The 13011-nt window shown below is 63.7% G+C and carries 14 protein-coding genes; 2 read left to right on the top strand and 12 right to left on the bottom strand.

Annotation, left to right across the window (positions count from 1 at the left end; translation table 11 throughout):
* Positions 1–104: 104 nt before the first annotated feature.
* The 6 genes from QRN59_RS05755 to QRN59_RS05730 all read right to left on the bottom strand — a co-directional run bounded on the left by QRN59_RS05755 (position 105) and on the right by QRN59_RS05730 (position 5059).
* Positions 105–377: a hypothetical protein gene (locus QRN59_RS05755; RefSeq protein ID WP_284981539.1), complete on the bottom strand. Its 273-nt coding sequence runs from the start codon at positions 375–377 to the stop codon at positions 105–107.
* 613 nt (positions 378–990) lie between these two features.
* The gene (locus QRN59_RS05750; RefSeq protein WP_284981538.1) at positions 991–1824 is read right to left on the bottom strand and encodes an enoyl-CoA hydratase-related protein; all 834 of its coding nucleotides are present in this window, start codon (positions 1822–1824) and stop codon (positions 991–993) included.
* Positions 1825–1831: 7 nt separating this feature from the next.
* On the bottom strand, positions 1832–2206 hold the full coding sequence (locus QRN59_RS05745; RefSeq protein WP_284981537.1) for a hypothetical protein: 375 nt from the start codon (positions 2204–2206) through the stop codon (positions 1832–1834).
* On the bottom strand, positions 2203–3276 hold the full coding sequence (gene dmpG / locus QRN59_RS05740) for a 4-hydroxy-2-oxovalerate aldolase (RefSeq protein ID WP_284981536.1): 1074 nt from the start codon (positions 3274–3276) through the stop codon (positions 2203–2205). The genes QRN59_RS05745 and dmpG overlap by 4 nt, the downstream gene beginning before the upstream one ends.
* The gene (locus QRN59_RS05735; protein ID WP_284981535.1) at positions 3273–4235 is read right to left on the bottom strand and encodes an acetaldehyde dehydrogenase (acetylating); all 963 of its coding nucleotides are present in this window, start codon (positions 4233–4235) and stop codon (positions 3273–3275) included. The genes dmpG and QRN59_RS05735 overlap by 4 nt, the downstream gene beginning before the upstream one ends.
* A 32-nt stretch (positions 4236–4267) precedes the next feature.
* A complete protein-coding gene (locus QRN59_RS05730; RefSeq protein WP_284981534.1) occupies positions 4268–5059 on the bottom strand; it encodes a 2-keto-4-pentenoate hydratase in 792 nt (263 codons plus the stop codon).
* A gap of 95 nt (positions 5060–5154) precedes the next feature.
* Between QRN59_RS05730 and QRN59_RS05725 the strand changes: the two genes are divergently transcribed.
* Entirely contained in the window at positions 5155–5928 is a 774-nt protein-coding gene (locus QRN59_RS05725) for an IclR family transcriptional regulator (RefSeq protein WP_284981533.1), read from the top strand.
* Between the two features lie 748 nt (positions 5929–6676).
* Here QRN59_RS05725 and QRN59_RS05720 read toward each other — a convergent pair.
* Positions 6677–7465 carry an ATP-binding protein gene (locus tag QRN59_RS05720; protein WP_284981532.1) on the bottom strand — a complete coding sequence of 263 codons (789 nt, stop codon included), beginning with the start codon at positions 7463–7465 and terminating at the stop codon, positions 6677–6679.
* Positions 7465–9009, bottom strand: a complete 1545-nt coding sequence (istA, locus tag QRN59_RS05715; protein WP_284981531.1) for an IS21 family transposase — start codon at positions 9007–9009, stop codon at positions 7465–7467. Before istA ends, QRN59_RS05720 begins: the two co-directional genes overlap by 1 nt.
* 157 nt (positions 9010–9166) lie before the next feature.
* Here istA and QRN59_RS05710 point away from each other — a divergent pair, with 157 nt between their 5' ends.
* A complete protein-coding gene (locus tag QRN59_RS05710; RefSeq protein WP_284981530.1) occupies positions 9167–9331 on the top strand; it encodes a hypothetical protein in 165 nt (54 codons plus the stop codon).
* A 76-nt stretch (positions 9332–9407) separates the two neighbouring features.
* On the opposite strand, the gene QRN59_RS05705 is transcribed toward QRN59_RS05710, so the two are convergent.
* From QRN59_RS05705 to QRN59_RS24525, 4 genes are all read right to left on the bottom strand, one after another.
* Positions 9408–10307 carry a cytochrome b/b6 domain-containing protein gene (locus tag QRN59_RS05705; protein WP_284981602.1) on the bottom strand — a complete coding sequence of 300 codons (900 nt, stop codon included), beginning with the start codon at positions 10305–10307 and terminating at the stop codon, positions 9408–9410.
* Between the two features lie 520 nt (positions 10308–10827).
* Positions 10828–11799 carry an electron transfer flavoprotein subunit alpha/FixB family protein gene (locus QRN59_RS05700; protein WP_284981529.1) on the bottom strand — a complete coding sequence of 324 codons (972 nt, stop codon included), beginning with the start codon at positions 11797–11799 and terminating at the stop codon, positions 10828–10830.
* Positions 11800–11813: 14 nt separating this feature from the next.
* Positions 11814–12578 carry an electron transfer flavoprotein subunit beta/FixA family protein gene (locus QRN59_RS05695; protein WP_284981528.1) on the bottom strand — a complete coding sequence of 255 codons (765 nt, stop codon included), beginning with the start codon at positions 12576–12578 and terminating at the stop codon, positions 11814–11816.
* Positions 12575–12958 carry a CoA transferase gene (locus tag QRN59_RS24525; protein WP_502871027.1) on the bottom strand — a complete coding sequence of 128 codons (384 nt, stop codon included), beginning with the start codon at positions 12956–12958 and terminating at the stop codon, positions 12575–12577. The genes QRN59_RS05695 and QRN59_RS24525 overlap by 4 nt, the downstream gene beginning before the upstream one ends.
* Positions 12959–13011 lie beyond the last annotated feature (53 nt).

The raw sequence follows: 13011 nt of genomic DNA, 5'->3' as shown, positions 1-13011 counted from the left end.
TGATTTCCAGAGTATGCCGAGTCGCCCGTGTGCCCGTCCAGTGCCAGACCCCGGACAAATCCGAGTCGAACGGGAGTTCCCGCATCGACTGCAACTCCCTTTGTTTAACGCCGACAACGGGCGTTCCGTCGCTCTGCCACCACCAAGCGGCCATAGTCAAAACGCTGCGCACTGAAGTTCCCAGTCAGCGGACTCGTCGTCATCGACGCGAACTCAGCACCCAAAGCCAGCGTATAAACGCCACCTTGATTCCGTGCCAGCATCCCCAGCCACCGAAGCGGCTTCCGGTATTGACCGATCGTCGACTCCGCGTAGCCAGCCGCTTCCAATGCGGCGGCAACAACTCGCTCGCCAATCTCACTGACCATCGTGTCCATAGCATTTTCCCTTCACTGGGCGTATGTATACGACGAAGGTAACGCCAGAACTGGTCCTGAGCGCTAAGCCGGGGAATAAACCTGCGATCGGTGGGACCGACGGCCAGCGTCGGCACTTCTCGGCTTAGCGTTTTCCTCGGCATAGTCTGAGCTAAGCCGAATTCGGCTTAACTCAGGCCGGGGGCAACCTAATACGCCTCGGCCCAGATCACCGCGTTCGCCTCAGCCAACGGGTTGACCCGTTCCATGGGATACACCGGATAATGCTGAGACGACCCCTTGGCCAAATTGTTCTTCGCAACGTTGAAGGCCGAGTTCTACTACCGGCGGGTTTGGCCAGCCAGGAAGAGGGCCCGAATCGAGGTCCGCGGGTGGATCGAGGACCGGTTACAACCGGCGTCGCCGGCACGCCTCGATCGGTCAGGTCAGCCCCGTGGACTTCGAACTGCAATACTCACGCCAGATCGCGGACTCTCAAAAAGCCGCATAACCCGTATCCACGAAACGGGGGCAGGGCCAGTGAGACATCCTGGCTGAGGAGATCGAGGTCAGTTGGTGCTGCGCTCCGCTCACTCTCTGATTGAGCAGTCCGCATAAGGGGGGGGTTCGGCGGTCATTGCCTCCATGGCAGGAAGTCGGGCAGGTCCTTTTCTACGGTCCGCGGAAATTTCGGCGCGCGTCGCTCCAAGAACGAAGCGATGCCCTCCACACCGTCTGGATTGTCGGCGCAGCTCGCGATCAACTTTGAATCCAGTTCGAAGGACGGGTACGGCGAGTCGTTGGCGCTCATACGCAGTAGCGCCTGGCGGATCACGGCCACCGACACTGGCGCGCAGTTTCGGACAAACTCGTGCGCCAGTTCATGCGCCTTGTCGAGTACCTCGTCCGGCTCGTGAACGGCACTGACGAGTCCCGCCTCCAGCGCTTCCGCGGCCGGGATAAGCCGGCCGGTGATCATCCACTCCTGCGCGCGGCCAAGACCGACGATACGCGGGAGGAACCACGTAGACCCGCCCTCGGGATAGATACCGCGGCGGGCGAACATAAAGCCGAACCGAGTATCCGTGCTCGCCAGCCGCACGTCGGCGGGCAGAAGCAACGTTGAGCCGACGCCGACTGCCGCGCCCCGCACCGCAGCGATCACAGGCTTGTCCATCTCGAAGATCGCCCGAGTGACACGCGACGCCGGTTCCACCCACATGCTCGGGTCGTCGTCCGGGCCGGGCCCGAAGCGCTTCCCACGGTGAAGTTCCGCCCCAACACAGAAGTCCTTGCCGGACGCGGCAAGGACGACGACGCGAACCTCGGGATCGACGTTCGCGGCTCGGAACGCCGTGCCAAGCTCGTCGGCCATTGTCCAGGTGTAACCGTTGCGCTGTTCTGGACGGTTCAGAGTGATCGTCGCGATCGAGTCGCGAACGTCGACGAGGATCTGTTCGTATGTCATGTTCGCCTTAAAGGAGAACGCTGAGGTTCTTGCCGGGCATGGTGTTGGCAGCGAGGTGAATGACCGGACGCCGAATTCTCCAGCCGTCACCTCCTGCCCCGGACAGAATGTCGTCGGGGTGTCCAGCGAAAATCTCCACCTCGTCGGCCAACCTGTCGTCCTGGTCCTTGACGCCGATCACGCCCTCTCCGCCGGCGACCTTCAGGTCGACCAGCTTCCGCTGCACCCGATAGGCGGAGTCGAGATCAAGTTCCGGGTATTCGTCGGCGATCTTCCCGCCGTCCGTCAGGTCCAGTTCGCGCTTGTACAACAAGTCCGCGACGCGGTCTTCGGTCCAGGCGCTACCTTGGGAGGACGGTGTAGTGGTGGGTTCGTTGCTCATGCGGGCACTCTTTCGTTCTGTTCGACTGCCCGGCGCTGCTGACCCGCCAGTTCGATGGCGACGTCGATGATCATGTCTTCCTGGCCGCCGACGTAGTCGGCTTCGCCGACCCGGCGCAGGATCTGGTAGGCCGGAACGCCGTAGCGCTCTGCGGCCCGTTCCGCGTGCAGGAGGAACGAGTTGTAGACGCCGTAGCGCCCCTGCACGATCGAGGAACGGTCCATCATCGGCATGCGCTTCACGATGGGCGCAAGCACTTCTTCGGCGGCGGCGAGGGCTGCCTCGACGTTGACGCCGGTGGGGATGCCCATGGCGTCGAAGACGGTCACGAGCACTTCCGTGGGAGTGTTTCCCGCGCCTGCCCCGAGCGCCCGGAGTGTTCCGTCAATGCTGCGGGCCCCGGCGCGGTAGGCTTCCAGGGAATTCGCTACGCCCATGGAGAGGTTCTGGTGCCCGTGGAAACCCACCATGGCGTCGTCGCCGAGTTCCTGGACCAAGGACTCAACGCGGGTCCGGACGCCGTCGGGAAGCAACGCCCCCGCGGAGTCCACTACGTAGACGCACTCGCAGCCCGCGTCGGCCATGATGCGTGCCTGTTTGGCCAATTGGGCCGGTTCGCTGCGGTGCGAGAGCATAAGGAACCCGGCGGTTTCCATGCCGAGATCCCGTGCCGCGCGGAAATGCTGGATGCTGACGTCGGCCTCCGTTGAATGGGTGGCGACGCGTGCCATGCGCGCCCCCGCGGCGTGGGCCTCGCGGAGGTCCTTCACAGTACCCAGCCCGGGGAGCAGCAGGACGGCGATTTTCGCGTCGGTGACGGCTTCGGCGGCAGCGGCCACCAGATCGATGTCCCGGACGGTGGAGAAGCCGTAGTTGAAGGAGGACCCGGCCAGACCGTCGCCGTGGGTGACCTCGATGATCGGCACGCCGGCGTCATCCAAGGCTCTGGAGATGTCCGTGACCTGCTGGAAGGTGAAGCTGTGGCTGACGGCGTGGCTGCCATCGCGGAGGGTGGTGTCAATGATGCGGACGGGCGGTTTGCCGATCCCGGCGAGTTCGTTAGAGGTCACTTCGCGACTACCTGCTCTTTCTGGTTCGTGGCGGCCGGTTTTGCAAGAGTCCAGGCCAGGGCAAGTTGTTCGCCGGCACGCGCTGCAGCGGCCGTCATGATGTCGAGGTTGCCTGCCCACTCGGGCAGATAGTCGCCGTTACCGGTAACTTCAAGGAATACGGCGACGCGTCCGCTGCCGTCCCAATCCGGGCGCGGGTCTTCGAACTGGGGCTCGGACTTGAGCCGGTAGCCGGGGACGTACTGCTGGACCTCGGCCACCATCCGATGGATGGATTCGGTGATGGCGTGGCGGTCAGCGTCGGGTCCGATGGCGGCGAAGACGGTGTCCCGCATGACCATAGGGGGTTCAACGGGGTTGAGAATAATGATCGCCTTGCCCCGCGTTGCGCCGCCGACGGACTGGATGGCATGCGAGGTGGTCTCGGTGAATTCGTCGATGTTCGCCCGGGTTCCGGGTCCGGCGGAGCGGGAGGAGATGGAGGCGACGATTTCGGCGTAAGCCACCGGGGTGACTCCTGAAATCGAGGCAACGATGGGAATGGTGGCCTGCCCGCCACAGGTAATCATGTTGATGTTCGGTGCAGTGCCGCCTTCGGCTGCCAGGTAATCATCCAGGTTTACTGCCGGGCAGACGAACGGACCGACAGCAGCCGGGGTTAGGTCGACGGCCGCTATGCCGGCGTCGCGGTATCGCGGGGCGTTCGCCTCGTGGGCCCTGGCGCTTGTGGCTTCGAAGACGACGTCGGGCAGGACTTCCTGCTCGAGGAGCCAGTCGACTCCTCCGGCGCTTGCTTCGACCCCGAGGTCGCGTGCCCTGCGCAGGCCGTCGGAAGCAGGGTCGACGCCGACGACGTAGCGAACGTCAAGCGCACCGCTGCGTTGGAGTTTGATGAGCAAGTCGGTGCCGATGTTTCCCGGGCCGACGATGGCCGCGATGGGACGTGGACGGAAGTCCATGGAGTTACTCCTGTGCCTTTGGATAGGTGGTATTAGTTGGCGAAGTTCGCGGTGACTGTGCCCAGTCCCCCGGCGAAGCTGGCCGAGATGGTGTCGCCCGGTCCTGCGGCCACGGCGGCCGTCATGGAACCGGGAAGGATGACGGAACCTGCCTTGAGGGTGACACCGAGGGGGCCCAGGGTGTTGGCGAGCCAGACGAGCGCGTTCAGAGGGGATTCGAGTACCGCACCGCCCGCGCCGCTGGCGACGAGCTCGCCATTCCGGGACAGGTTCACCCCGGTGGTCCGCAGGTCCAGATCCGCCGGCTTCACCGGCTTTGAACCGAGCACCACGCCGCCCGAGGAGGCGTTGTCGGCGATCGTGTCCGCCAGCTTGATCTTCCAGTTGGTAATCCGGGAATCGATGATCTCCAGTGCTCCCACGACGTAGTCGATGGCGCTGAGCGCTTCGGCGGCGGTGACACCGGGGCCGGTCAACGATTTGCCCAGGACGAATGCGAATTCCGGTTCCACCTTGGGGCTGATGAACCGGCCGGCCTTGATTGGATCCGTGTCGGCGAAGAACATGTCGTCCATCAGGTGCCCGAAGTCCGGCTGGTCCACGCCCAGCTGGACCTGCATGGCGCGGGAGGTGAGCCCCACTTTGTGGCCTTTGACCGTGCGTCCGTCAGTCTTCCACGCCTGGACCTGCTCCAGCTGGATACGGTACGCGCCTTCGACGCTGAGGCCAGGATCGGCATCTGTCAGTGGCGCGACGGTGTTGTGGGTGCGGTAGGCGTCCAGCAGGGCCTGCGCGGCATCGTTGTCGCGTGAGCTGATTTTCATGCCGTATCTCCGGTCGGTGGTGTTGCGGCCTCGGGATGGCCAATGAATGGAACGAACACTTGGAATGCTGCCTGCCCGTGACTCATACTCCAAGCATGTGTCCCACTGAACGAAACATCCCTGATTCGATGATCGGCCGCGTCTCCCTGGTCTTGGGCGCCTTCGGGCCTGGCGACGAGGATCTGGGCATTTCCGAAATTTCCCGGCGGACTGGAATGGCGAAGGCAACCGTCTCGCGCATCGTTCGGGAGCTCATCGACTACGAGTTCCTGGAACGCCGCGGGACGTCTGTGCGACTTGGCCTGCGGATCTTCGAGCTCGGATCTGTTACCCGCCGTCCCAAGGACCTCCGCCGGCTCGCGCTGGCGACGATGGCGGACCTGCGCCAGGCCACCGGCCACGCCGTGCACCTGGCGGTGCGTGAAGGCCGTGAGGTTGTTTACATCGAGATCCTCCGCGGGCGAGACACGGTTCCGCTGCCCTCCAGGGTCGGCGGGCGCATGCCCGCGCACGCCACTGGAGTCGGTAAAGCCCTGCTGGCCTTCACCGATGCCGCCATCGCCGACGCGATTCTCGATGGAGAGCTGGAGAAGGTGGGCCCCCGGACCTTCACCTCGGCCCGGGACCTCCGGGCTGAGCTTGGATCCGTGCGGACCCATGGTGTGGCCTATGAGCAAGAGGAATCGGCCGCCGGGGTGTGCTGTGCCGCAAGCCCCATCCTTCGGGAGAACGGTGAGCCGATCGCTGCCATCAGCGTGTCCGGGCCGCTCGGCGTCGTACAGCTGGAACGTGTGGGGCCGGCCGTCCAGGCGGCCACCATGGGACTGAACCGACTGATCCGGAACAATTCCTCACTCAACCGGATCTAGGCGGATGCCAGGGGGTCCGGTACAACGGCAACAGTTAGCTTCCCAGCGCGACGTCTGTATCAGGGCAACCGCTCGGTGTGATTCCCGCGGCCTTCTGGATCACGAGTGGCTGGACGGAGAGCACCTGTACCTTCTGATCGGCTCGATCGGTTCAAGCGTTGGCCCGTAGTGAGCGTGGGTAGAGACTGGTCCAGACCTCAAATCCGCAAGAGGCAGCTATGAATTCCCGCTCGAATACGCCCTCCGACGCCATCCAAAGCCCGGAGGCGTCGGCCATTGCGTCATCGACTAGCCCCTTGCGATACACAACTCCACCACGCCAGATTTCGACGATTTCGCCAACAAGTGACTGCCATTGGTCCGTGCGGTACATGTCTTGAGGACTGACACTTTGGAATTCCATAGGATATCGCCTTCCGCTTCAGATTTCTTGAGTTTTGTATCTCGGCCTTCAGCGCTCGTCCGCGTTTGGATTCCAGTCATCCAATTGGTGCGGTGTCCAGGCCGGTTCCTGATCTTGTTCTCGGGGGACGCTCATCATCGAGCACCCCTGGCCCAAGCCGGGAACCGAGTCGGCAGCGGTCGACCTCGCTGACCGCGCCTGTCAACGGCAGCTTAGGAATGACTGGTGGCGGCAGGTTGGTTTGCCCGTTGGCGGCAGGTGATTGACCGGTGGCGGCAAGTATTTTTGGACAGGGTCAGGCGCCCCGGGCGTGCCGGGTTTCGGGCACCTGACGTTGGTTTGGGGTTAGTTCATGGGGCGGGTTCCTTTCCCGTTTTGGGCTTGCATGAGCCGGACGGATTCGCCGCTGGTTTGGCAGAGGTGGGCGTGGTGGAGGAGCCGGTCCACGGTCGCTGTGGCGATGGTTTTGGGCATGAGCTCGTCGAACCCGGAGGGGTGGATGTTCGAGCTGATCGCCAGGGACCGCTTCTCGTAAGAGGCCTCGACGACGCGGTAGAAGCCCTCGGCGGCGTCGGCGGAAACCGGCAGCAGGCCTATGTCATCGATACAAATCAAATCCACGTTGGTGGCGCGGGTGATGGCTTTGTTGACGCTGTCATCGATGCGGTGCCGGCGGACGAGGGCGCCGAGGTCTTCCATGCTGAGCCAGGACACGGACATGCCTTGGTCGATGGCTTGCTGGCCGAGGGCTTCGAGGAGGAGGGATTTGCCGGTGCCGGAGGGCCCGCAGGCGATCAGGTTTTCGCGCCGCCGTACCCATTCCAGGGTCCGCAGGAACGACGTGGTTGACGCCGGGAGGGTGGAGAGGGCTTCGTCCCAGACGTCGAAGGTCTTCCCGGTCGGGAAGCCGGCGCGTTTGCGGCGGGTGGCCAGCATTGACCGGTTCCGGCCGGTGGCTTCGGCTTCGAGCAGGACACGAACGACTTCGGTGGGATCCCAGCGTTGGGCTTTCGCGGTGGCCAGGACGTCGGCGACGACGGCACGGGCGTGCGGCATCCGGGTCGTGCGCATGAGCCCGATGACGTGCTCCACTGCGGGATCGGTCAGGGCCGGGGTCATGGTGACGGCGCTCATCAGATGGCTCCTTCAAGGTCTTCGTCACTGCTGGCAGAGGTGGGTGTGGTGCCGAAGCTGGCCCATGAGCTGGTGCCCTGGCTCAACCACCGGCCCTGGTCTGTGACGGTGTGGGTGGTGCTGATGGTGGGCTTTGTCCCGCCGCCGGTGTTGACGATGGAGAGCAGGTCCTCGTGGGTGAAGCGCTGATGCACCGCTGCTGCGCCGAGGCCTTTGTCGACCTCGTCGGCTCCCAAGACCTTGGCGAGGGTGACGGCGCGTTCCATTTTGTGCCTGATCTTGCCGGTTCCCGCGGCGGCGGCTTCCTTGAGCCAGAGCGCTGCCCCGGCGCCGAGTGCGAGGAATTCTTCCTCGGCAGTGTTCGTCGGGCGGATCACCCGCTCAAGGGCGCCGGTGGGGGCGGGTGGGAAATGGTCGTCGATAATCGCCGGGGTCCCGGGCCGGGTGAATTTGTGGCGTGCGACCTCGACCGGTCCGGTGGCATCGACGTGAACGATGATCACCTCGGTGTCGGTGCCGCGCACCCACACCGTCTGCCCCATCAGGGTGTGAGGGACGGAATACCGGGACTGGGCGAAGGTGATCATTGGCGTGTTCGGCGGGACCTGGCGGGTCTGCCCGAAACTCGACGTGACCGGGGTTGCCGGGACCGGATGCAACCGCGGACGTTCGATCACCTGCAGCATGTCCTTGGGGATCTCCAGCGTGGCGCGGTGCACCCGCGAGTTCACCTCGTCCATGAACGCCTCACACGCAGCCTCCAGCTCGGCGAACGACCGGTATTCGGGCAGCAGGTTGGTGTCTTTGGGGACGAGGTCGGCTTTGGCGATCTTGACCGCGTTCTCCACCCCGCCCTTGGAGGCCGGGTCCGCCGGAATGCATGTCTGCAGCGAGGTCGAGTAATGCCTGGCGAACGCCACGATCTGGTGATTGCGGACCGGGATCCCCGCGACGTGCTCGACCGTGACAGTCTTCTCGTTATCCGTCAAAATGTAGGTCGGAACCCCACCAATGAGGCGAAATGTCCTGTCCAGGGCCGCGAACACGGTCGGCATGGTCTTATCCTGCAACGCGATCACGACCCGGAACCGGGAGAAGGCAAGCCAGGCCACGAACAGCACCGTCTTCACACCATCAACGACAGGCCCGTCGCCGTAGTCATACTCGAGCCAGAGACCCGGCTCCGGCGTCCACGGCCGGTGCACCCGTACGCTCCGGGCCCGGTATTTCGCCTTCAGTTCAGCCAGCGTCGTCCGTGTCGTTCGCTCACACCCGGTGAACCCCAAAGCCTGCAGCTTCTCATGCACGACATCGCCGCGGATCTTCCCCCGCGACTGCTCAACCCAAGAGATCATTTGAGGCAGGAACGGATCGGTCATCCGGCCGCGTCGCCGGGCAACCGGCGCCTGCACGCCATCCTGGCGGGCTTTCACATAAGAACGCACCGTATTGTGCGAGACCCCGCATATTTTCGCGGCATCCCGGTATGACCGGGTCAGATCGTAAGCAGCTAAAATTTCCATGAACTCTCCTGGAGACTTCACAACGAGCCCCCTCCTTCCCGCAACGGGTGAAATACAGACGATTGGCATCGCCATTTCACCGTGGAAGGAAGGGGCTCTCCCCGTAACGACACGAGGGATGGACAAGAGGAATCCCAGCACGCCCAGCCACCCACGGGTGGCCGGCTACTGTCCAAAAATGCTTGCCGCCGCTGGTCATAATCACTGCCGCGAACGGTCAATCAGTTTTGCCGTCTCCGGTCAGTTTAAAGTTGCCGCTTACACGCGCCGCGGCGACAAGGCGCGCCGCTCGCCCGCCAAGATCGCATTGTGGACGCGTGAGATTTTCGTCCGGTGGGGGTAGTCGTGGCGGGTTACGGATGCCTGGGAATCTTGCAGAAGGCGTGTTGCATGCCGCGGGTGAGCAGGAGTTTTGTGGGCTAGCGGCTGACTTTGCCCACGAGAGAGGCGATCGGGGACAGGAAAGCGGGTCGGGCGAGGAACCATGCAGCGACCATGACGGCCACAGAGACCACGAAGATCCAAAATCCAGTCCATGACTGGGCGTCCTGGGCTGCGTACATGTGGTTGAGGTTGAGCAATGCCCCGGTGGTCAAGACCAGCACCACGTGCACGATCACGAATGCCACGAAGAAAAGCATCACCCGCACGTGAAGTGCCCGGGCGGCCTCCACCGGATAAGCCTTGTTGAGCTGCTCGGCGTTTTTGGGCCATGCGGCGGACATCCGCAGGCCCGAGATGACCGCCAGTGGCGCGGCTACGAATACAACGGCGAAGTAGGCCAGTACCTGGAGAGCGTTGTAGTTGATCCATCCGTTTTCCGGCGGCCAATTCAGTGAGGCGTACTGCAAGGCGGACGAGACGGCGTTGGGGATGACGTCCCAGCTGGTCGGCACGATCCGCATCCACTGGCCGGTGGCGAACAAAATTATGTAAAACACGATGCCGTTGAGCACCCACAATGCGTCCAGCGACAAGTGAAGCCAGAGGTCAAGGCTCATTCTCTTAGGCGTGTTTTTCGTCCTGATCATCCCGGTGTTGGTGCGTATCCAGTACGCCTCGGGCCGGTTGGCAGTGCGCACCATCCACCCCGACCTGATGATCAGGACGATAAAGAATGCGTTGAGGAAGTGCTGCCACCCCAACCACGCGGGCACTCCTGTGGGTGTGTTGTCCGGCAGTTCCGAGTGGCCGGAATATTCCACCAGCCAGGCCTGAACGGAAGGCAAGGCACGCAACCATTGGGCGCCCAGCACCACCAGGGCCAGCACTACGACAGCGGTGATAGCCGCGATCGCCGACCGCACCCACTGGCGGATCCCCGTTTCTCGGACCCTCGCTACCGATAAGGGCGCATCGGTGGCGGACGGTGCGGATCCGGCCGAGGCTTTCATGAGCGGCTTGATCGCGCCGGGGCCCAGGGTCGGTTTGGCTGGGCCGGGGCCCAAGGTTGGCTTGGCCATGTTGGAGCCCAGGGTCGGTTTGGCTGCGCCGGGGCCCAAGGTTGGCTTGGCCATGTTCGAGCCCAGGGTCGGTTTGGCCGCGCCGAGGCCCAAGGTTGGCGTAGCCGTGCCGGTGCCCAAGGTCGGATTGGCCGCGCCGAGGCCCAAGGCTGGCTTAGCCATGCCTGTGCCCAAGGTGGCGTTAGCAGTTCCGCTGTTGCTGTGGGGCTTAGGGGGTGGTCTGAGTGGTCCTTCTGAGCGTGCATTTGGTTCTGCTCGTGGGGCTGTCCCTGGGCCGCTGGCCGGGGTGCTGGCGTCCCGGGCGGTGTTGGGCGCAGCCGTGGTCGACGAATCGCCGGTTGTCGACATGTGCGTTCTCCTCAGATATGGGCGCGGCTTAGCCGGCTTGGCTCTCGAGCTCTTGGATGAGCTTCGGAACGATGGTTGAGACGTCTCCGACGATCCCGAGATCGGCGATCTCGAAAATGGGTGCGTCCTTATCTTTATTGATGGCGATGATGGTTTTGGCCGTCTGCATCCCTGCCCGGTGCTGTATTGCGCCGGAGATTCCCAGGGCGAGGTAGAGGTCCGGGCCGACGGTGGTTCCGGTCTGCCCGACCTGTTGGGTCTGGGGCACGTAGCCTGCGTCAACGGCGGCCCGGGACGCGCCGATGGCGGCGCCTAGCGTGTCGGCCAGCCGTTCGACGAGCTGGAATCCGTCTTTGGAGCCCATGCCTCGGCCCCCGGAGACGACCTTCTTCGCCCCGCGTAGCGCGGGGCGCAAGGAATTCTCGGTAGTCTCGTGGGTGGCCGTGACGATGGCGGATCCCTCCGGGTCGATCTCGAGGGCGACAGTGGTCATCTCGTAATTGGCTGGCTCCGCGCGGTCACCGATTGAGCCGGGCCGCACGGTGATGACCGGAAGTCCGTATTGGACAGCGGCCTCGATGTCGTAGGACCCGCCGAATACTGAGTGAGTGGCCAGGATCTGGTCCTCATCGGCGCGTACGCCGACTACGTCGGTCAGCAGGCCGCCGCCCAGGCGCAGGGCGAGGCGGGCTGCGGCTTCGCGTCCGGTGGACGAGTTTACGGTCAGTACCGCGGACGGTGCCTTGTCGATGACGGCTGCCTCGAGTGCGTGTACCTGGGGGGTAACCATGAGGTGGGCGGACTGGTCGGTCTCGCATATATAGACTTGCTCGGCGCCCCATTCCCCCAAGGTGGCAGCGTGCCGTGCTCCCGTGCCCGGGTCGGCAACCAGTACTGCAACGGCGCTGCCCAACCGGGACGCGGCGGCGATGAGCCCTGCCGTGGATGCCGCGGGTTGGCCGTCCAAGGCGGTTTCGACGAGTACAAGAATGTTGTTCATTTCATGTCTCCTAATCAGGCGAGGCCGTTGGCCACGAGGAATTCGACGATTTGCCGGGCAGCGTTGCCCTCGTCCACGATCTTGGTGCCGACGTCCCGGGCAGGCCGCTCGGCGGCGGCAACGACCATGGAGCTGGAGACCGGGATCTCGGCATCGAGATCGGCGAGGGTGAGCACCTTCAGGGGCTTTTTCTTCGCTTGCATGAACCCCTTGAAGCTGGGGAACCGTGCTTCCGGCAGCCGTTCGGTCACGGAGACCATCGCGGGTAAGGGAGCGAAGAGCTGGACCGATCCTCCCTCGACGGCGCGCTCACCGCGCACACCGTCTACCCCGATGGTGACAGACTCGAGGAACGAGGCATGTGGGACACCCAAACGTTCTGCGATGAGCGCGGGAATCACCCCGCCGCAGCCGTCCGTGGACTCGTTGCCTGCGATCACGAGATCGAAACCGGTGCTGTGCAGCGCGGCGGCCAGGACTTCGGCTGTTTGGAGCGTATCCGCGCCCGCAAGGGCATCGTCGGATACGTGCATGGCCGAATCTGCGCCCATGGCCAGCGCTTTGCGCAGCATCTCCTGGACAGGGGCGGGACCCATGGTCAATACAACCACCGTCGCATCCGCGCTGTCCTTGTAGGACAGTGCCACCTCCAGGGCGCGGTTGCAGATCTCGTCGATGACGGCGTCGCTGGCACCTCTGTCGACCAGGCCTGTCGACAAGTCGATCCTGCGTTCCCCCCAGGTGTCAGGCACTTGTTTGAGTAGTACTGCGATATTCATGCGCACTTACTCCTTCCGTCCGGAGGCCAATGCCTCAGGAACCGTGTGTTGATAGATTGGTTGATTGAGAGCCCTTTGGCCGCAAAGTCATTGAAGGGGCGCGGAGGTCGGCTGCAAGACACGGTCCAGCGGGGCAGCGTGGATGATGTCAGCGTCCAGGAGTTCATCGATTCGTTGCGGGCTGTACCCCAAAGAGGTGAGTACTTGTTGCGGTTGACGCCGCTGAAGTAGGCGCTCATGATGTCGCTCACGAAAGGTGGTCCCCAGGATCTGGTCTCGCCTCCGCGGGCGGTTCCAGCTTCAAAACCCTCGGCACCGTGGTCGGCGAGCATTTGGGTGCACAGAGGGCCGGCGAGAACCCGGGGAGAGATCAAGTACACGAAGGCCCTTGAGACTCCCCTCAGGCGGTGGTGCAGTATGCATTTGTGGTTTC

Origin of the sequence: Arthrobacter sp. efr-133-TYG-118, assembly GCF_030209755.1 — a bacterium.
Taxonomy (GTDB): domain Bacteria; phylum Actinomycetota; class Actinomycetes; order Actinomycetales; family Micrococcaceae; genus Arthrobacter.
This window is presented reverse-complemented; position numbering and strand designations above follow the sequence as displayed.

What these genes read in the sequence shown, in the direction of transcription:
- QRN59_RS05755 (WP_284981539.1), bottom strand. Translation starts at nt 377, where the DNA reads ATGGACACGATGGTCAGTGAGATTGGCGAGCGAGTTGTTGCCGCCGCA.
- QRN59_RS05750 (WP_284981538.1), bottom strand. Translation starts at nt 1,824, where the DNA reads ATGACATACGAACAGATCCTCGTCGACGTTCGCGACTCGATCGCGACG.
- QRN59_RS05745 (WP_284981537.1), bottom strand. Translation starts at nt 2,206, where the DNA reads ATGAGCAACGAACCCACCACTACACCGTCCTCCCAAGGTAGCGCCTGG.
- QRN59_RS05735 (WP_284981535.1), bottom strand. Translation starts at nt 4,235, where the DNA reads ATGGACTTCCGTCCACGTCCCATCGCGGCCATCGTCGGCCCGGGAAAC.
- QRN59_RS05730 (WP_284981534.1), bottom strand. Translation starts at nt 5,059, where the DNA reads ATGAAAATCAGCTCACGCGACAACGATGCCGCGCAGGCCCTGCTGGAC.
- QRN59_RS05725 (WP_284981533.1), top strand. Translation starts at nt 5,155, where the DNA reads ATGTGTCCCACTGAACGAAACATCCCTGATTCGATGATCGGCCGCGTC.
- QRN59_RS05720 (WP_284981532.1), bottom strand. Translation starts at nt 7,465, where the DNA reads ATGAGCGCCGTCACCATGACCCCGGCCCTGACCGATCCCGCAGTGGAG.
- QRN59_RS05710 (WP_284981530.1), top strand. Translation starts at nt 9,167, where the DNA reads ATGCTTGCCGCCGCTGGTCATAATCACTGCCGCGAACGGTCAATCAGT.
- QRN59_RS05700 (WP_284981529.1), bottom strand. Translation starts at nt 11,799, where the DNA reads ATGAACAACATTCTTGTACTCGTCGAAACCGCCTTGGACGGCCAACCC.
- QRN59_RS05695 (WP_284981528.1), bottom strand. Translation starts at nt 12,578, where the DNA reads ATGAATATCGCAGTACTACTCAAACAAGTGCCTGACACCTGGGGGGAA.